Here is a 17,736-nt window from a genome sequence, read left to right as displayed (position 1 = left end):
TCATCAGACCATCCAAAGATGCTTTTTATTGATATATTTTGTTTCTTTAAATTTCTTTATGACTCGTAACCCTAAGTCGTGCCATAGCTCTGGACAGAGCCAACTGATTCATATGATATTCCTGAATACTCTGCTTCTGTCTCATCTGCTCTTCTGCTCTCTCCTTTGCTTCCTGTGCTCTGCGGATATCGATCTCCTCAGGACTCTCTGCTGTCAGGCAGAACAGCTTCACACGGTTATTGATCATCTCCACAAACCCACTGCTCACAGCCAGAATATGCTTTGTGCCATCAGCTTCCTCGAAACGCATTTCACCAGGAATGATAGCAGCAACAATATTCTCATGCTGTGCCAGAAAAGCCTGCTCACCGTCAACAGCCGGGATTGTCAGGGTTTTGGCACGTCCTGCAAACGCCAGCTTATTACTGGCATAAATCTCAAGACCAAATGTATCTGCCATAAAATCCGCTCCTTATTCCTGACCCATCTCAGTCTTTGCTTTCTCGATGACATCCTCAATTGTACCAACATTGAAGAAAGCATTTTCCGGATACTGATCCATCTCACCATCAACGATTGCCTTGAATCCACGGATGGTTTCTTTCAGAGGAACATATTTACCCTTGATACCTGTGAAGTTCTCAGCTACATGGAACGGCTGAGAAAGGAACTTCTGGATCTTTCTTGCACGGAATACAGTGCTCTTATCCTCTTCAGAAAGCTCTTCCATACCAAGAATAGCAATGATGTCCTGAAGTTCTTTATATTTCTGAAGGATTTCCTGTACTTTACGTGCTACTTCATAATGTTCTTCACCTACAACATCCGGCTCCAGGATACGGGAAGTAGATTCCAACGGGTCAACGGCCGGATAAATACCCTGCTCTACGATCTTTCTGGAAAGAACGGTTGTTGCATCCAGATGAGCAAATGTAGTTGCAGGAGCCGGGTCAGTCAGGTCATCGGCAGGTACATAGACAGCCTGTACAGATGTTACAGAACCATCCTTAGTAGAAGCGATACGTTCCTGAAGTTCACCCATCTCAGTAGCCAGTGTTGGCTGATAACCTACGGCTGAAGGCATACGTCCAAGAAGGGCGGAAACCTCGGAACCAGCCTGTACAAAACGGAAAATATTATCAATGAAAAGAAGCACATCTCTGTGTTCCTCATCTCTGAAGTACTCAGCCATTGTCAGTCCGGTTTCAGCAACACGCATACGGGATCCCGGTGGCTCGTTCATCTGTCCGAACACTAAGGCTGTTTTTTCAAGAACGCCGGACTCTTTCATTTCTGACCATAAATCGTTACCTTCACGGGAACGCTCTCCAACACCTGTGAAAATGGAATATCCGCCATGCTCTGTAGCAATGTTCTGGATCAGCTCCTGAATCAGGACTGTCTTACCAACACCGGCACCACCGAACAGACCGATCTTACCACCTTTGGCATATGGTGCAAGAAGGTCGATAACCTTAATACCTGTTTCCAGGATTTCTACAGCCGGTTTCTGATGTTCGAAATCCGGCGGATCTCTGTGGATGACCCATTTCTGTTCTCCCTCAAGGGAAGGACCGTCATCTACTGTATCACCAAGTACGTTAAATAAACGTCCCAGTGTCTTATCACCTACAGGAACCTTAATGCCGCTTCCTGTGGCGATGACTTCTCTGTCACGCTGTAAGCCTTCGCTTGCGCTCAGCATAATGCAGCGTACCATATTGTTTCCCAGATGATGGGAAACTTCCATTACACATCTTTTACCGTTGTTCTCTACCTCAAGGGCATCCTTGATCTCAGGAAGATTTCCATCTTCAAAAACAACGTCTACAACAGGTCCCATAACCTGTACAATTTTACCTTTGTTCATCGTCGTCACTTCCTTTTTTGTGCTTTTGCACCGCTGACAATCTCAGTGATTTCCTGTGTGATGGCAGCCTGACGCGCACGGTTATACTCAATGGATAACTCCCTGAGCATCTTCTTTGCACTGTCCGTAGAGGACTGCATTGCCATCATTCTGGCATTATTTTCACTGGCATACGCTTCTACAAGACATCCATAGATCAGACCGGTCAGGTAATTTGGGATCATGGTATTCAGAAGTACATCGGCTGATGGTGACAGCACGATTTCCTCCTGTGGCATATCCGCAAGCATTGCCTGATTTGGCAGGAACTCTGCTTTCTTCAATGGAAGAAGCTGCATATTCACCGGCTCCATGGCAACTGCACTCTGCATCTCCGTATAGAAAATACGGACTTCGTCCAGTTCTCTGTCCAGGAACGCTCTGACAATCTCCTCTGAGATCAGACGCGCTCTGTGCATGGTCGGTTTCTGTACTGTATATGGAAAGTTCTCTGCGATATCCATATGTTTCTTCGTGAAATACTGACGGCCTACCATACCCAGCACATAAAGCTTGCAGTGCTCATGCTCTGCCATAAACTGTTCTGTCATTTTCTGGATATTATGGTTATAGGCACCTGCCATACCTTTATCACCGGTAACTACGATACAGCCGATCTTACGGTCTTCCTCTGCGATCTTATGACGGATACTGAAAAAAGGATGCTCTGTATCCGGCATATGACGCAGGATTCGGGAAATTGCTGCCTGCATATTATAGTAATACGGCTCTGTATCGGACAGGATTCTTTTGGCCTTCTGCATCTTGGATGAAGAGATCATATACATGGCATTGGTGATCTTCATGGTGTCCTGAATGCTTTTCATTCGAGTCTGAATCTCTTTCGTACTGCCCATATCAACACCTACCTGCTCTTATCTGCAAATTCTTCTGCCACTTTCACGATCTTTTCTGCCAGTTCATCCGGAAGCTGTCTCTTCTCCTCGATCTCTCTTCCGATTTCCGGATAAGCACTGTCAAAGTAGTCCAGCATGTCTCTCTGATACTTCTTCATCTTCTTAGTTTCCACGTGCATCATTGCCTTGTGTGTTGCCGCACAAAGAGTGATGACCTGTTCATGAAGACTTAACGGGCTTGAAAGCGGCTGTTTCAGAAGTTCCATAAGTCCGCTTCCGTATTTCAGCTGCTGAGTTGTAGCCTCGTCCAGATCAGAACTGAACTGTGTAAAGATTTCCATCTCACGATACTGAGCCAGATCGATACGGACACTTCCTGCTGCTTTCTTCATGGCTTTTGCCTGTGCAGCACCACCAACTCGGGATACGGAAAGACCTACGTTAACCGCCGGACGCATACCGGAGTTAAACAGGTCACTCTCCAAGAAGATCTGACCATCTGTGATGGAAATAACGTTTGTAGGAATATATGCGGAAAGGTCACCTGCCTGTGTCTCAATGATAGGAAGTGCAGTGATAGAACCACCGCCGGCCTTTTCATTCAGACGGCTGGAACGCTCCAGTAATCTGGAATGGAGATAGAATACATCTCCAGGATAAGCCTCACGTCCCGGTGAACGTTCCAGAAGCAATGACAGTGCACGATATGCAACTGCATGCTTGGATAAATCATCATAAACCATTAATACATCTTTTCCTTTATGCATAAAGTACTCAGCAAGTGCAGTACCTGCATAAGGAACAATGTACTGAAGTGGTGCACAGTCACTGGCTGTAGAGGAGAATACTGTTGTATAGTCCATAGCACCATGTTTCTCCAGAGTAGATACGATCTTAGCTACTGTAGAAGCTTTCTGTCCGATCGCAACATAGATACAGATTACATCTTTGCCTTTCTGGTTAAGAATGGTATCCAGTGCAACGGAAGTCTTACCTGTCTGTCTGTCACCGATGATCAGCTCACGCTGGCCACGGCCGATTGGGAACATGGAGTCAATGGAAAGAATACCTGTTTCCAGCGGAACTGTTACAGATTTTCTCTCAATGATCCCAGGTGCCGGATTCTCTACCGGACGATACCCGTCTTCCTTGATCTCGCCTTTACCATCGATCGGTGCTCCCAGAGCATTTACAATCCTTCCGATAAAAGCGTCACCTACAGGCACACCTGCCTGTTTCTGGGTTCTTGCCACCTTTGTTCCTTCTTTGATTCCTGTATCTTTACCGAACAGGATACATCCGATGCTGTTTGCACGGATATCCTGAACCATACCTTTCAGACCATTCTCAAAGGTTACAACCTCGCCATACATAGCATGATCGATACCATGTACCGTGGCGATACCATCTCCGACGGAGATGACTGTTCCTACTTCCTGGTCCTTGCTGATTTCGTCATAATTCTTAATTTCTTCTTTCAGAATCGAAATGATTTCATCTGGATTCATTGCAGCCAACTTTTATTCACCTCCGTGTCAATTTCTGTCTTAAATTGTTATAACGTCCGCGGAGACTCCAGTCGAACTCTTTGTCTCCGGCAGAAAGAATGAAGCCTCCGATCAAAGATTTGTCTTCTCTGAGAGTAAGGATTACTTCCTTTGCTCCAAATTCCCTGCGAAGGAAATCTTCCATCTTCTCTTTCTGGGCTTCTTCCGGTTTTGTTACATATGTGAGAACAGCTTTCAGGATACCTTTCTGCTTGCGGCTATAATCACCGTATGCTTTCAGGATATCATAAATGCTGCTGATTTTCTGATATTTACAGGTCACCTTCAGGAAATTTTTCATCTCCTGTGGGAAAACCCTGTCAATTACATGTTCTTTTTCTTTTAAAGAAACCAGCGGATTCTCAAGAGCCCCCTTTAACTGCGGGGTACTCCTGAAAATCTTTTCTGTCTCCAAAACAGCTTCTTCCGGGACAGAAAGCTCATATAATGCTCTTGCATAATTAATGCTTGTTTCCGTCATTGGAATCACCTGCCTCTTTTATAAACTGGTCATAAAGGGACAAATCCTGCTGACTGCTGTTTTTCTCTCCCATGATCTTTGAGGCTGCATCCAGCGCAATCTCTGCCACTCTGCTTTCCATAGCTTTCATAGCATTTTCCTGCTCTGTCTTGATATCTGCCTTTGCTTTGTCAAGCATTGCACCAGCCTGTGTATTTGCATCTTTTACAATACGCTCAGCCTGTACTTTTGCCTCATCCTTTGCCTGGTTTACAATACGCATGGATTCGTCTTTCGCAGATTTCAGTGCATCTTCATATTTGCCTTTCAGTTCATATGCCTGTTCTTCTGTATCCTTGGCACTTGCGAACTGCTGGTCGATCATGTTTTTTCTCTGCTCCATCACATTGAGAATCGGACCAAATAAAAACTTCTTCATTAAAAGATAAAGAACAATCAGGTTAATAATTGTAAAGACCAGGTTGATGTTAATCTCGATCACCTGTCCCACCTGCCTTTCTTAGTTATTCTTTATCTGTCAATTAGCCAAGCATGATAACGATCAGAAGACCGATAACGAAACCGTAAATAGCTGTTGCCTCGGCAAGGGCACATCCTAAAAGAAGGGATTTACTGATCTTGCTTTCTGCTTCCGGCTGTCTTGCAATTGCTTCTACTGCTTTGGATGTTGCCATACCAATACCGATACCAGCGCCAATACCTGTTAAAACTGCGATTCCTGCTCCAATAGCTACTAACATAACTTTTTCCTCCTGTTGTTTAACTGAAATAAACTAAATATTACAAATTTTTCTTCACAATATGCTATCCTGTCGATATTCCGATGAGATCATTTGATGCCTGTGCAACAGATGTCTGTACCAACGGTTGTTTATAACCGTTATGACCCACCGGATATCCGGACAGCATTTAAGTGCTGTTCATAACTGCTGTCTTATCCCTTATGTCCCGCGTCTCAGGTCTTATATAGGTGTCATATTCCTGTATGAACAGTAGTCTTTTTTATTCAATAGCTTCTTTGATAAATAAAGAAGTTAAGAATACAAATACATAAGCCTGAATGAATCCGTCAAAGAAATCAAAATACAGGCTGAATGGGATAGGAAGAATTGCCGGGCATATAAACTCAAGAAGTTTCATAACCACATAGCTTCCTAACACATTACCAAAAAGTCGCATACAAAGTGATGTGGGTCGAATGGCGACCTCCAGAATATTGATCGGCAGCATAATCGGTGCCGGCTCTGCGAAACTTTTAAGAAAGCCCTTCAGACCTTTCTTATGGAATCCTGCATACTCGATCAGAAAAATACTTGTGAGTGCAAGACCGATCGTACAGTTCAAATCCTTTGTAGGCGGTACAAATCCAAACACACCGAAAATGTTTGCAATTCCAATGTAAATGACAACTGTCATCAGATAGGGAATATACATTTTTCCCTCTTCTCCAAGGATATCCTTAAAGAAATCATGAAGAAAACTGACACCTGTTTCCAGCAAAATCTGTTTCTTGCCGGGGTTTTCCACACTCAGGTTTCTTACGAGCACCAATGACAAAATTAAAAGCACTGCCATGATCACCCATGTCACTGCTACTGACTCTGCAACTGGTATTCCTCCAAACACCGGTATGGTAAAAACTGTCTTACATTGAAGTTCTTCCATTAACGTGTCTGCTAAATTACCCGTTTCTTTTCCCTCCTTTTCTATTTCGAATCCCTCTGATTCCTTTTCACTTCTTCCATTTTGAGGTCCGTCTTTGTTGTTTCTGTTCTTATCGGAAAGCCTGAAAAGTATCTTTTTATCCGGTAGAAATTTTATTTAATCCACATCCGCTAAGGATTGGGATTCATCCGGATAATCATATTTAAAATTTATAATTTGTTTATAAATTCTTTAAGAGATTCAAGATTTTGAGTTTATTATATTCGAATCTATTAAAAAGTCAACAATCATTTTGACCATTTCCGACAAAAATAGTTCTGTTTTTTGTACATTCTATCCAGTTATTTTTGATTAAAAATCTATTTTCACAGTTTTCCCAAGGCATTTTCACGAAAAAACGGCATTTTTCATTGACCGAACTGTAAGCTGATGATATTATTTTATATAGTTTTTATATAAATTTTATATTCCCAAACTTACCAATCTATATATTGGTAATACCATTTCAAGATGTACTATACAGGAGAAAATTTTTATGCAGATCATTTGCCTCGGAGACAGCATCACGGACTGTAATCATTTATTCGAAGATTTCCCTCTAGGAAACGGATATGTACAGATGCTTTCTGAAATGTTTCAGAAACATACTATAAATATATCTGATACAATGCAATTCAAAAATTACGGCATTGATGGATTCACTGTAGCAAGAGTTCTGGAAAATATCAGACTGCAAAGAATTCCCCTGCATCGCTCTCCAATTATCACACTTTTGATTGCTGTCAATGATATCGGTCTGATGATGAACACTGACCGCACCGAGTTCCAGAAAAAGCAAATGATGCAGGACTTTGTTGCACATTATAAAGAATTACTAAAACTGCTTACCAGAGATGCCAGACAGGTGATTCTCATGGAACCATTTATCTTTCCTCACCCCGAAGAATATCAGACATGGATTCCTTACGTCCGAACCATGTCCACTCATATCCGACAGCTCTCCGAAAAGTTCAATCTGCCTTTTCTGCCATTACATGATTACTTTAATAATGAAGCAATTCAAAAGGGATTTGACCAGATTACTACTGATGGCATTCACCTTACTCAATATGGACACGAATTACTTGCTACTCTGTTGTATGAAGTAATAATAAAAGAGTTCCACTGACCATTTAACCAAATCAAGTAAGTCCCCTGCTTCAATTGCGAAGAGCAATAAGCAGTGGGTGGGGACTTGCTTGTATCAGAAGGGGTACAAGCCCCTTCTGATAAACTGCGAAGCAGTTATTTGGTTATGAGCAAGTAGCGAAAGCGGATTGCGAATATCCGATTGACTTTCGATGATCATATGACACTCTCTTCTATTCATAACAATTTCAAAACTGTTTTTTTCATCTACCTTTAATCCTTTTGAAATCATAGATCTTCATGCCAAACAACCTTGCACATTTTTTTCAAACTCTGTATAATTCAAAAAAGACACTTCAGTATATAAGTATCTTATCGAAAGGAGTCTTCCTTATTATATGGAAACTACAATTAAGCAAATCGAAGATATGTCCCTGAATGCCTGGCCTTCTCACAAGATGGAACTGTATGATGGCTGGATTCTGAGATTTTCCTATTTTTATACACACAGAACCAACAGCGTAGAGCAGTTTGGAAATTCCACTCTCACATGGAGAGAAAAAATCCCTTACTGCGAAAGCGTCTACAAACGCCTGGGAACTCCTGCTGTTTTTAAAATCAGCCCCCTTGTTTCCCCGGACTTTGATTATGTCCTGGAGAACCGCGGATATGCAATCCAACATACAACAAACGTCATGGCAATGAGTTTGAAAACAGCACATCTGGAGGCACCATATCCTGACGTGACTTTCTGCGATAACATTCCTTCCGAATGGATTGAAAGTCTGTTCCGTTTAAAGAACACCACAAATCCGATTCATCGAAAGGTCGTTCCATCCATGTATCAGGCCATCCTGAAAGAAACGATCTGCGCTTCCATCCGTATAGACGGACAGATTATTGCAACCGGACTTGGAATTCTGGATCGTGATTATATAGGTATCTACGCTATCCACGTCAAAGAAGAATATCGCAAGCATGGCTATGCACGCCAGATCTGCACCGGACTTCTGAAAGAGGGGATGAAAAAAGGTGCGCAGAATGCTTACCTTCAGGTCGTTGAAGGAAATGATACTGCCCGGGCACTTTATAAATCACTCGGATTTCACCAGCTTTATACCTACTGGTTCCGCGTGCAGCCGGATGAAAATGGGAATTTCCCACCTGAGAAATAAATGAAAGTACAAAATAAATCCGATGATATTCTCAAATCAAAGAAGCCCACTATAAAGCAGTTTCATTTATCTGCTCCACAGCGGGCTTCTTTACCTTCACTTTTTTCTTTTTCGGGGAATCGATTGATATGTAATTAACATAGTTCGCGCATGCTATGTTATCTTATCAGTCCATCATTCAAGTCTTATACTATTACCATTTTTTCTGATTTCAGCAAAGCCATCATTTTTTATTCTGAATCCTTATTTATACGGTTTTCTTCTTTAATACTGCCGGTGCCACATTACCAACAACCATTGCTGTCAGCGGGCTGAAGTACAGCAGGCAGGTCAGTACACAGTAGATCGGAATCATAATTGCAAACTGTACCAGTCTTCCCGGCATGATCGCATAGAAGTTGTAACCAAGCATGATTACAAGACCAGCTGTTGTAAATACCAGAGAACTGAGAATTGCAGTCACCACGATAGATACACAGATACCAACTGTTTTTCCGGTTTTCTTTCTGTTTGCAAACAATGGTTTCGCAAGAGCAGGAAGAACACCCCAGAGGATTGCCGCAACTGTAATAAACGGGTTTACCGCATAACCTTTCATGAAGCATCCGATAATATCTGCACATAATCCACAGACACCACCTGCTACCGGGCCCAGCCACAGACCAGCAAGGATTGTGCATACACTTCCCACAGAAATACGGTACGCACCAAGATCAATGACCAGAACTCGTGTGAGTACCAGATGCATGGCGATCAGAAGAGCCATGAACACCAATGTTTTTACGTTCCAATATTGTTTTTTCTGCATAATAAAAACACCTCCATAATGTGCTTAAAAAAATAGAGTAGTTACATAAATAATAATCCCTCCACATTATGAGATGTCCTCACATGTAGCAACGGGTGCGGAAATTATATCGTAAGCAGCTCGCTTTTCTGCTTTTCGTTTCACGGCGACTCCCCAGCCTGTGAACACTTGACGCATAAAATCCTACTTCGCTATTATTTATTTATCGAAATTATAACACAATTCATAAAAATTACAATATATTTTCCGTTATTATTTTCACAAATTTGAATACTGCTTTTTGTTCATTCTATACGAATAATCTGCTTTTTTACTTGAGAGTATTGCTGCAAACACTCATAAGTCTATGAATAAAACAGCCGCATATACTAATACTATAACATTATGCAGCAGTCCGGCATCTTCAGCAATGAGAAATTACATGAATACAGATATTTCGTCCCGGTCTGCTATAATCATGGAGGTAAAAAAATGTCAGAAATATGCAAAAATAACTGCCAAAATCCTTATAATATATGTTATGATAATTACCTGAATACCAACGCCTGTACGGAATGTACCGGCCTGATATGCACTCCTGTCAAAGACAATGACGAATGGGAAAGCTACCGGAAAATTTTTGATTTTATCCCTGAACCACCAGAAGACGGTATCCCTCTCTGTAAATAATTATTGCATACGGCAGGAATCATGTTCAAACGAATGATTTATCGGAGGTCCTGTCTATATTATGAAAAAACTGCTTGCTGCATGTGTCTGTGCCGGTCTTAGCTTCTCTATTGCCGGATGCAGCCCTGGAACTGTACTGGAACAATTTACATCTACCGGAGATACATCCGTCCGGGAACTCACTTCTTCATCTGATACCACAACTACAACCGAAGCCAAAGACCGCGTTTATATGGATGAGCTCTCCGGCACCTTACAGGATTTTTCCGGAAGTCAGCTCATCCTGAATACAGACAGTGCCTCTTATGTATTTAATGTTTCTAATGCCACATTGGAATGTAAGGGCGGAATGATCACCGGTGACGAGATCAGTATTATTTATGAGGGGCAGCTCTCCGGTACAGATACCAGCAGCGTGCATGTTCTCAAAGTCGTAGATGAATATCACAAAAAAAATAAACTAAAGAAAAGAACTGCTCATGGACAGGTTATCTCCCTGACCTCCAATACAATTACCATAAAATCAAAAAAGGGTAAAACTGCTACCTACCCGATTACCGGAACTGAGCAATATTATCAAAACGGAATCAAGGTCGGAAACTGGGTTTACCTGACATTCAAAGGTAAATTTCCAGACACTTCCGATGACGCTTCCGCGTCCCTGAATGCAAGTCATCTGAAAGTACTCAGTATCTCCGATCTGGAAAACTTGCAGATTCCTGATCCAACACCAACTCCGGCTCCAAATGTCACATTAACTCCTGAACAGATTGCCAATACCGAAAAACAATTTCTGGCAACTATACAGGGAGTAAATGCAAACATCCTCCAGATTCTTCCAGCCGGAAGTGATACTACCTTCAATCTTGATATGTCCGCAATACCAGCTTACTTCAAAGGCGGGATTGCACCTGGCTCTCACGTCAATGTTACCTATATCGGGGACTTGCAGACCAATCCTTTTGAAGCAGTCCGTATCATTGCCGTAACCGGTGAGGATCCTGATACCATTGACAATAAACATATTTCCTTTACCGCATCCGGTACGATCATTGGCAGCACCGCCAATACAATCACTTTACAGACGGACGATGGAGCTGTAGATACCTTCCGCATCGAAAATGCTGAAAACCTTACCGAGGGAGGCATGGAATACGGAGATTATGTCCGCATTACTTTCCATCCTTCCAGGTCAAAATCTTCCAATATTTATACTGCTGTCAAAGTACAGGATTCGTAAAAAATAAAACCGTAGCAAATACTCTCAGGTCAATCGGATATTCGCAATCCGCTTTCGCTACTTGCTCATAACCGAATAACTGCTCCGCAGTTTATCAGGAGGGGCTTGTACCCCTCCTGATACAAGCAAGTCCCACCCACTGCTTATTGCTCCTCGCAATTGAAGCAGGGGACTTACTTGATTCGGTTAAATTCTGAAAATACTTGCTACGGTCTATTTTATTCTATCTGCAAAATTTCTTTCGGATTTCCATTTCGCCTTCCATCAGCCATTGATAAGCCTTTTCTTCATTTCCCAGAATCTGCACAAATGCCTGCATTTCATCCTGAATCCCCTGTCCATGAAGAACCCGGTAAGCTCCTGCATCACTTCCCGGCGCCACCTTCACGCCAAGCCTAAATGCCTTTCGCACATTTTCCTCTGCTGTCTCAATAATTGGTTTTAAAGTCTCATCCGCATACCGCCCGTCACCCAGAAGATTTCGCACAGTAACCAGAGTAGGCACCCACACAGTATGGCTCTCAGATAACATGGTAAGACTTTCTTCATTCATATAATTCCCATGCTCCAGACTGTCCACGCCAGCCTCCACCGCTGCCTGCACACCGTAAGTTCCATTGGTGTGAGACATCACAGCCATACCTTCCTCATGCGCAATATGTACCATTTCCTTTACTTCCGCCGCATCCAACGGTGTTCCGGTAATCGCTCCATGCGCGTTAAAATCCAGCAACCCTGTCGTCATAATTTTAATAAAATCCGCACCCTGCTCTTTCGCTTCCAGCACACGTTTATGAAATTCCGGCATCGTAGAAAAGCTTTTCCCGACAATTGAACCATAATGACCCTCTTTATGAATAGCAAACACAGGCGTCCGATAATCAATGCCATACTCCGGTGCAAGTTCCTTCGCCCGCGCCGAAACTCCAAGGGCATCTCCACCATCACGCACAAAGGTAATTCCTCTGTCCTGATATATTTTCAAATGTTCCCTTATCACATTGTCATCCGGTCCATTCCTATGCAGATCAATCGCATGGCGGTAATTCACACCGTCCATGATTATATGCGCATGACATTCTCCAAACATTTTTCTCGTTCCTCTGCTTTCATTTGTTTCGCTACTTCCATCCATTTTTCTTTTTAATAGCCAGATTCATTTGTCATCAAAATTAACCTTCACTCAATATAACTCTATCGTTAATGCTCCCAATAGTTAAAACAAGAAGTTTTACAACATATTAAATAAGCAGATATTTTCTATGACTTGTTTATTTCTCAAAAAAGCCACGAATTTCCTTCTCTGTTGCCTGCACAGATCCCTGCACAAAGAATGGCTTACCGCCACCTCTTCCATTCAATGCAGCATTCAGCTCCTTTGTATACTGGCGCAAATCTCCATCAATCTCACCCATAGCATACTTGTAGCTTCCATCCTCATTTCTGGAAAATACCGCACAGCATCCCTGACAGGTATTCATCACCGCATCTGCAAGCTTACGAACAGAATCTGCCTCCAACCCTTCTTTAAAAATCAGGACACTTCCTGCGCCTTCCCACTTCTTCGCCTCTGCCTGGAACATATCCTCCTCCATACGGGCAACCTGTCCCTTCAGGCGGAAGTTCTCATCCTGCAGACGCTGTACCGCATCTGCTGTTCTGTCCATCTTCGCAGAAAGCTTCATGGAAATCTGATGATTCTGCTCATTCACCATATTCAGATAATTCAGAACACGTTTACCACAAATCATCTCCATGCGGATACCATCACGAAATTTCACCACAGACAGAAGCTTCACCATCCCGATCTCACCTGTATGAGTCACATGAGTTCCACAGCACGCACAGACATCCGCTCCCGGAAAATCTACAATACGAACCTTACCTGTCAGCTCCTTCTTGCTTCTGTAATCCAGAGTCTTCAACTCCTCCTCAGTCGGATAAGTAATCACAACTTCCTTATCCTCCCACACTTTCTCATTCACTTCTCTCTCAATCTCCGCAAGCTGCGCTTCATCCAGCATCCCATTCAGATCCACTGTGATTACATCACTACCCATATGAAATCCCACATTATCATAACCATACTTCGCATGGATAACACCACTCACCATATGCTCTCCGGAATGCTGCTGCATCAGGTCAAAACGACGCGCCCAGTCAATCTTACCCTCAACCTTCGCGCCCACTTCCAACGCCTGCTCCGTATAATGAAGCAGCTCGCCATCCTTCTCATGAACCTCCGTCACCTTCACATCCCCCAGAGTTCCCACATCACTCGGCTGGCCGCCACCCTCCGGATAAAAAGCACTCTCATCCAGAATCACAGCAAACCCATTCTTACGCTCCCTACACTCCAGAACGGTCGCTGTAAATTCCTTTTTATACACATCCTCATAATATAAACGTCTTGTCTCTGTCATATCTTATGTCTCTCCTTTGCCAATCATCATACCCACAAATACTCACAAACTCCCATACTTACATTTCATCATCTATATTTCACTGCCCTCAAGTATAAAACAAAAAACCATCCTTATCAAGTCCACGTCCACCCTCTACACCATATTCACATCTCATATTCCCCCCTCACCTCCTCGCAAAATAGAAACATCCAAACTGTTATAGCCAGTACCCAGCGCAGAAATGACACACTGTCTGAGCCGCAGCGCGGCGAGTTTGTGGCATTTTCCTCATGCTTTTAGCAGATTTCTGACAGCTTAGAATATCTTAGTGTCCGAAACCGCACCCAAAACAAACTATTTTTCTGCGCGTCCCTTATCAAAAGATTTTTTATATTCCTCAATATCTGAATCCATTCCCCCCTCTCCCGCGTTATAATTAATTGAACAGGGAAAAGGAGACAGAAATGATCACAGAAAAGCAATATCTGGAATATCTTATCAAACAATACCAGAACTTAATATACTCGATCTGCCTGAAATCCGTCGGCAATCCATTCGACGCCGAGGATCTGACTCAGGAAGTATTTCTGTCTGCCTACAAAAACCTTTCCCGTTTCGATGGAACATACGAGAAAGCCTGGCTAAGCAAGATCGCTGTCCGAAAGTGTCTGGATTATCTGAAGGCAGCCGGACGGCGAAGTATTCCAACAGAAGACACCTACTTTTCCCAGATTCCGGACAGACAATCCTCTCCCGAAGATGAATATATGAAAACTGCATCCAATACTCACGTAGAGGCATTGTGTATGCAGTTGAAAAGTCCTTACAAAGAAGTCGCTTACGCACATTTCTGCAGGGAAATGTCAGTACCTGAGATTGCACAGCAGACAGGGAAAAATCCGAAAACAGTTCAGACACAGCTCTATCGTGCGAGGGCAATGCTGAAAAAAATGCTTGAAAGGGGGTGATTAGATGCATATTAATAAGAAGGGTTTAATAGAATTTGACAACGGAAATATGAACACACAGGAGGTCATTGAGTTTCTGTCACATCTTGATCACTGCGATTTCTGTCTGGATCAGATGATGGAACAGGAAGACAGCAGTACGGATACTGCTCCCTCCTATCTGATGGAACAGATTTTGGACAAAGCAGACTCCGGTGAAGTGCAGCTTGCCCGGGCAGCAAATAAAGCATCGCGCAAAATCCAGCTGCTTCATTACAGTCTTCAGACTGCTGCAGGTGTAATGGTTGCCCTGTTGCTTTTATTCAGTATCCCAAATCTGGATTTCACTTCCTTACATCAGGATACTTCCTCTCAGACAGACAGAATATTGCCCGAACATGAAAACGGCAGGCTCTACCAGTTCACCAGAGAACTCGGACAGAACATTGGTGATGGCACCAGTTCTTTTATAAAATATGTCAGTGATTTTTCCAGCAAATTAATGAATGGAGGCAAATAAAAGTATGCAAAAACAAAAACGTGGATTCTGGCTTTTTATCTTCTCCCTGATTCCAGGTGCAGGAGAAATGTACATGGGATTCAAAAAACAGGGAATCAGTATTATGTTCTTATTCTGGGGTGTCTTTGCGATCGGAGCCTGTACCGGAATGGACTGGCTGGTGTTCCTGATCCCGATCATCTGGTTCTACAGTTTCTTTAATGTGCACAATCTGAAATCTCTTTCCGAGGAAGAATTTTACTCCATAGAAGATTCCTATCTCCTTCATATGGATGAACTGGCAGGAGATATCAGTTCTCTGCTTAAACATCACGGAAAGATAACTGCGATTCTGCTGGTTTTCCTTGGCGCTTCTATTCTGTGGAACACTCTGGTAGATTTCCTCTATATGATCTTACCCGGATATCTGGCTGATGTTATCGGCAGATTCACATATCATCTGCCACAGCTTGTGATTGCAGCTGCTATCATTTTTGCAGGAATTTATATTCTCACCCACAAGAAGGATGCACTGGATGAAGAACAGCCTGACAGCTTCACTGAGGAGGAACATTACTGGACACCTTATCGTCCGTATCAGCAGAATGTTTCGGATATGTCTACTGACGCAGTGAAAAATACCACAGACACAGTGAATCCTGACTGCTGTACAGATATCGATATCTCAAATACCGCAAACGACAGAAGCCCGGTATCTCTGAAAAAAGATTCTGTTGCCGGGGTGTCTCAGGAGGATGATTCATCACAAACAACAAATTCTGAATCATGACTCAAAATGGGATTGTCACATCAAGGAATCTACCTTCATGTAACAATCCCATTCTTATTATTCTCACATGGATACCGAAACTTCTCCAAAGGACAATATTGTCTCCTGCCCGTCCTCTTCCCGTACTTTCAGCCGTCCGTCCCTGCATATCTCCAATGCAAATGCCTGTCTGGAAGAGGTTCCGTCTATAATTGTGATCTGATGTCCCGGGATCATGTTATGTTCCACATAATCCGGAGATAGTTTCAGATCTGCTGTTTCTTTTCGCAGCTCGTTCACGATCGTTGCAGTCAGTTTATTACGGTCAGTCTGTTCTGCATCTTCTTTTGTCTCATAAAGAGCTCCCGCTATATTTCTTAATTCCCCAGGCAGATTCTCCTGATCCAGATAAAGGTTCAATCCCATGCCAACTACCACAAACTCAATATTTCCACTCTCAAAATCTGTGACAGCCTCTGTGAGTATTCCACAGACTTTCTTTCCTTTATAAAACAGATCATTAACCCATTTAATATCAAGCTGGATTCCACAGATCCGGGCAACTGCTCTGTAGACTGCCACTGCTGCCGCAGTTGTGATCAGCAGACTGTCATGTATAGTTCCCTGCGGCTTCAGGATCACGCTCATATAAAGACCTGCATCTGCAGGGGAATAGAATTCCCGTCCTCTGCGTCCCCTGCCTGCAGTCTGACTTCTGGCAATGACAAATGCACCGTGTCCGGCCTCTCCCACCATAGCTTCTTTCTTGGCAGTCTGGTTCGTAGACTCCAGTTCATCGTAAATATCTACCTTAACCGCAGGATCATCCAGAAACAGGCGAATTCCCTCCTGCGACAGACGGTTCGTATCCTTCGCAAGCATATATCCTTTATTCGGTCCTGCTTCTATATGATACCCTTCTTCCCGGAGCGACTTTACCGCCTTCCACACTGCTGTCCTGGTGCACCCTAGCTCACCGGCAATACTCTCACCGGAAAGCACTTCTCCTTTATTCTTCTCCAGCATTTCCAAAAGACTTGATTTTACAGTCATAATGTTCTCTTCGCACTTTCTCCCGTTATTTTTCTCTCATTATCTACTGTTAATCATATCATCTGCCGCTGTTTTTGTCTAATATCTGTTTTTGTTTCCATTACATATCTCTGCACTGGTATTACTGTTCTCTCCCTTCTCAGCAACACGTCAATATTAATTATCTGTCAGAACTGCCACAACTCCGAAATATAATACGATAAATCCCATAATTACCGCAACCATATCAGCGGAATGAAAATCAATATTGAAGATCATGCCGCCCGCGATCATCACCTCAACAGTAACGATCAGGCCCAGAATAACTGCCATCATTCTGGAAAACTTATGATTTTCTTTTCTTCTTCTCATTTTCTGTGCGGTACCTGCTGCATTTCCCATAATAATCCCTCCTATTTCTTTCGAACATATTTTCAGAACATACATTCGTTTCTGTATTTTATAATACCACACACTTATGAAAAATGGAAGAGGTTTTTCGAACGTTTGTTTCTTTTGATTGTTTCTTTAGCAAAAAAAAACTGTTATGGGTTAAATGTATTTTTTAATTCTACCTTGCAAGAGTAAATTCTATACCTGTAGAA

At 42.8% G+C, this 17,736-nt stretch carries 19 protein-coding genes and 1 riboswitch; of the genes, 6 read left to right on the top strand and 13 right to left on the bottom strand.

Going from position 1 to position 17,736, the window contains the following annotated elements; translation table 11 throughout:
* Positions 1-46 precede the first annotated feature (46 nt).
* The 8 genes from atpC to G4417_RS09140 form a co-directional block, all read right to left on the bottom strand.
* Positions 47-460 (bottom strand): ATP synthase F1 subunit epsilon, encoded by a 414-nt coding sequence (gene atpC / locus G4417_RS09175; protein WP_055053358.1) that lies wholly within the window; start codon positions 458-460, stop codon positions 47-49.
* 12 nt (positions 461-472) lie between these two features.
* Positions 473-1,870: a F0F1 ATP synthase subunit beta gene (gene atpD, locus G4417_RS09170; protein WP_008706999.1), complete on the bottom strand. Its 1,398-nt coding sequence runs from the start codon at positions 1,868-1,870 to the stop codon at positions 473-475.
* A gap of 5 nt (positions 1,871-1,875) precedes the next feature.
* Positions 1,876-2,766: an ATP synthase F1 subunit gamma gene (gene atpG / locus G4417_RS09165; RefSeq protein WP_008707001.1), complete on the bottom strand. Its 891-nt coding sequence runs from the start codon at positions 2,764-2,766 to the stop codon at positions 1,876-1,878.
* A gap of 8 nt (positions 2,767-2,774) precedes the next feature.
* Positions 2,775-4,274 (bottom strand): F0F1 ATP synthase subunit alpha, encoded by a 1,500-nt coding sequence (gene atpA, locus G4417_RS09160; RefSeq protein WP_330594000.1) that lies wholly within the window; start codon positions 4,272-4,274, stop codon positions 2,775-2,777.
* A gap of 16 nt (positions 4,275-4,290) precedes the next feature.
* Positions 4,291-4,794: an ATP synthase F1 subunit delta gene (gene atpH / locus G4417_RS09155; RefSeq protein ID WP_173681168.1), complete on the bottom strand. Its 504-nt coding sequence runs from the start codon at positions 4,792-4,794 to the stop codon at positions 4,291-4,293.
* The gene (gene atpF / locus G4417_RS09150) at positions 4,775-5,275 is read right to left on the bottom strand and encodes a F0F1 ATP synthase subunit B (protein ID WP_243100202.1); all 501 of its coding nucleotides are present in this window, start codon (positions 5,273-5,275) and stop codon (positions 4,775-4,777) included. Before atpF ends, atpH begins: the two co-directional genes overlap by 20 nt.
* Before the next feature lie 40 nt (positions 5,276-5,315).
* A complete protein-coding gene (atpE, locus tag G4417_RS09145; protein ID WP_008707007.1) occupies positions 5,316-5,534 on the bottom strand; it encodes an ATP synthase F0 subunit C in 219 nt (72 codons plus the stop codon).
* A gap of 262 nt (positions 5,535-5,796) precedes the next feature.
* Entirely contained in the window at positions 5,797-6,459 is a 663-nt protein-coding gene (locus G4417_RS09140) for a F0F1 ATP synthase subunit A (protein WP_173683652.1), read from the bottom strand.
* 535 nt (positions 6,460-6,994) lie between these two features.
* Between G4417_RS09140 and G4417_RS09135 the strand changes: the two genes are divergently transcribed.
* Together G4417_RS09135 and G4417_RS09130 are read left to right on the top strand one after the other, a co-directional pair.
* On the top strand, positions 6,995-7,627 hold the full coding sequence (locus G4417_RS09135; protein ID WP_173683653.1) for an SGNH/GDSL hydrolase family protein: 633 nt from the start codon (positions 6,995-6,997) through the stop codon (positions 7,625-7,627).
* 358 nt (positions 7,628-7,985) lie between these two features.
* A complete protein-coding gene (locus G4417_RS09130; RefSeq protein ID WP_119244183.1) occupies positions 7,986-8,762 on the top strand; it encodes a GNAT family N-acetyltransferase in 777 nt (258 codons plus the stop codon).
* A gap of 247 nt (positions 8,763-9,009) precedes the next feature.
* On the opposite strand, the gene G4417_RS09125 is transcribed toward G4417_RS09130, so the two are convergent.
* Positions 9,010-9,570 (bottom strand): folate family ECF transporter S component, encoded by a 561-nt coding sequence (locus G4417_RS09125; protein WP_161276138.1) that lies wholly within the window; start codon positions 9,568-9,570, stop codon positions 9,010-9,012.
* 87 nt (positions 9,571-9,657) lie between these two features.
* Positions 9,658-9,763, bottom strand: a riboswitch (THF riboswitch).
* 537 nt (positions 9,764-10,300) lie between these two features.
* On the opposite strand from G4417_RS09125, the gene G4417_RS09120 reads away from it, so the two are divergent.
* Entirely contained in the window at positions 10,301-11,479 is a 1,179-nt protein-coding gene (locus G4417_RS09120; RefSeq protein ID WP_118410739.1) for a hypothetical protein, read from the top strand.
* Positions 11,480-11,702: 223 nt separating this feature from the next.
* Here G4417_RS09120 and G4417_RS09115 read toward each other — a convergent pair whose 3' ends face one another.
* Positions 11,703-12,569: an amidohydrolase family protein gene (locus tag G4417_RS09115; RefSeq protein ID WP_173683654.1), complete on the bottom strand. Its 867-nt coding sequence runs from the start codon at positions 12,567-12,569 to the stop codon at positions 11,703-11,705.
* 181 nt (positions 12,570-12,750) lie between these two features.
* Positions 12,751-13,902 carry an alanyl-tRNA editing protein gene (locus G4417_RS09110; RefSeq protein WP_173684210.1) on the bottom strand — a complete coding sequence of 384 codons (1,152 nt, stop codon included), beginning with the start codon at positions 13,900-13,902 and terminating at the stop codon, positions 12,751-12,753.
* A gap of 446 nt (positions 13,903-14,348) precedes the next feature.
* Here G4417_RS09110 and G4417_RS09105 point away from each other — a divergent pair, with 446 nt between their 5' ends.
* Genes G4417_RS09105 through G4417_RS09095 form a run of 3 tightly spaced genes read left to right on the top strand, consistent with a single transcriptional unit; the run spans position 14,349 to position 16,120 of the window.
* Positions 14,349-14,852 carry an RNA polymerase sigma factor gene (locus tag G4417_RS09105; RefSeq protein ID WP_173684211.1) on the top strand — a complete coding sequence of 168 codons (504 nt, stop codon included), beginning with the start codon at positions 14,349-14,351 and terminating at the stop codon, positions 14,850-14,852.
* A gap of 4 nt (positions 14,853-14,856) precedes the next feature.
* The gene (locus G4417_RS09100; protein ID WP_173684212.1) at positions 14,857-15,351 is read left to right on the top strand and encodes a hypothetical protein; all 495 of its coding nucleotides are present in this window, start codon (positions 14,857-14,859) and stop codon (positions 15,349-15,351) included.
* A 4-nt stretch (positions 15,352-15,355) separates the two neighbouring features.
* Positions 15,356-16,120: a hypothetical protein gene (locus G4417_RS09095; protein WP_173684213.1), complete on the top strand. Its 765-nt coding sequence runs from the start codon at positions 15,356-15,358 to the stop codon at positions 16,118-16,120.
* 63 nt (positions 16,121-16,183) lie between these two features.
* On the opposite strand, the gene G4417_RS09090 is transcribed toward G4417_RS09095, so the two are convergent.
* Positions 16,184-17,152, bottom strand: a complete 969-nt coding sequence (locus G4417_RS09090; protein ID WP_173684214.1) for a biotin--[acetyl-CoA-carboxylase] ligase — start codon at positions 17,150-17,152, stop codon at positions 16,184-16,186.
* A gap of 156 nt (positions 17,153-17,308) precedes the next feature.
* Positions 17,309-17,533, bottom strand: coding sequence for a hypothetical protein (locus G4417_RS09085; protein ID WP_243872104.1), 225 nt, complete (start codon positions 17,531-17,533; stop codon positions 17,309-17,311).
* Between the last annotated feature and the right edge of the window lie 203 nt (positions 17,534-17,736).

It is taken from the genome of Blautia wexlerae (assembly GCF_013300825.1).
GTDB classification, from domain to species: Bacteria; Bacillota; Clostridia; order Lachnospirales; family Lachnospiraceae; genus Blautia_A; species Blautia_A wexlerae_B.
Note: the sequence above shows the minus strand (reverse complement) of the source record. Positions and strands in the feature narration are given on the sequence as shown.

What these genes read in the sequence shown, in the direction of transcription:
- atpC (WP_055053358.1), bottom strand. Translation starts at nt 460, where the DNA reads ATGGCAGATACATTTGGTCTTGAGATTTATGCCAGTAATAAGCTGGCG.
- atpD (WP_008706999.1), bottom strand. Translation starts at nt 1,870, where the DNA reads ATGAACAAAGGTAAAATTGTACAGGTTATGGGACCTGTTGTAGACGTT.
- atpG (WP_008707001.1), bottom strand. Translation starts at nt 2,766, where the DNA reads ATGGGCAGTACGAAAGAGATTCAGACTCGAATGAAAAGCATTCAGGAC.
- atpA (WP_330594000.1), bottom strand. Translation starts at nt 4,274, where the DNA reads ATGAATCCAGATGAAATCATTTCGATTCTGAAAGAAGAAATTAAGAAT.
- atpH (WP_173681168.1), bottom strand. Translation starts at nt 4,794, where the DNA reads ATGACGGAAACAAGCATTAATTATGCAAGAGCATTATATGAGCTTTCT.
- atpE (WP_008707007.1), bottom strand. Translation starts at nt 5,534, where the DNA reads ATGTTAGTAGCTATTGGAGCAGGAATCGCAGTTTTAACAGGTATTGGC.
- G4417_RS09140 (WP_173683652.1), bottom strand. Translation starts at nt 6,459, where the DNA reads ATGGAAGAACTTCAATGTAAGACAGTTTTTACCATACCGGTGTTTGGA.
- G4417_RS09135 (WP_173683653.1), top strand. Translation starts at nt 6,995, where the DNA reads ATGCAGATCATTTGCCTCGGAGACAGCATCACGGACTGTAATCATTTA.
- G4417_RS09130 (WP_119244183.1), top strand. Translation starts at nt 7,986, where the DNA reads ATGGAAACTACAATTAAGCAAATCGAAGATATGTCCCTGAATGCCTGG.
- G4417_RS09125 (WP_161276138.1), bottom strand. Translation starts at nt 9,570, where the DNA reads ATGCAGAAAAAACAATATTGGAACGTAAAAACATTGGTGTTCATGGCT.
- G4417_RS09120 (WP_118410739.1), top strand. Translation starts at nt 10,301, where the DNA reads ATGAAAAAACTGCTTGCTGCATGTGTCTGTGCCGGTCTTAGCTTCTCT.
- G4417_RS09115 (WP_173683654.1), bottom strand. Translation starts at nt 12,569, where the DNA reads ATGTTTGGAGAATGTCATGCGCATATAATCATGGACGGTGTGAATTAC.
- G4417_RS09110 (WP_173684210.1), bottom strand. Translation starts at nt 13,902, where the DNA reads ATGACAGAGACAAGACGTTTATATTATGAGGATGTGTATAAAAAGGAA.
- G4417_RS09105 (WP_173684211.1), top strand. Translation starts at nt 14,349, where the DNA reads ATGATCACAGAAAAGCAATATCTGGAATATCTTATCAAACAATACCAG.
- G4417_RS09100 (WP_173684212.1), top strand. Translation starts at nt 14,857, where the DNA reads ATGCATATTAATAAGAAGGGTTTAATAGAATTTGACAACGGAAATATG.
- G4417_RS09095 (WP_173684213.1), top strand. Translation starts at nt 15,356, where the DNA reads ATGCAAAAACAAAAACGTGGATTCTGGCTTTTTATCTTCTCCCTGATT.
- G4417_RS09090 (WP_173684214.1), bottom strand. Translation starts at nt 17,152, where the DNA reads ATGACTGTAAAATCAAGTCTTTTGGAAATGCTGGAGAAGAATAAAGGA.
- G4417_RS09085 (WP_243872104.1), bottom strand. Translation starts at nt 17,533, where the DNA reads ATGGGAAATGCAGCAGGTACCGCACAGAAAATGAGAAGAAGAAAAGAA.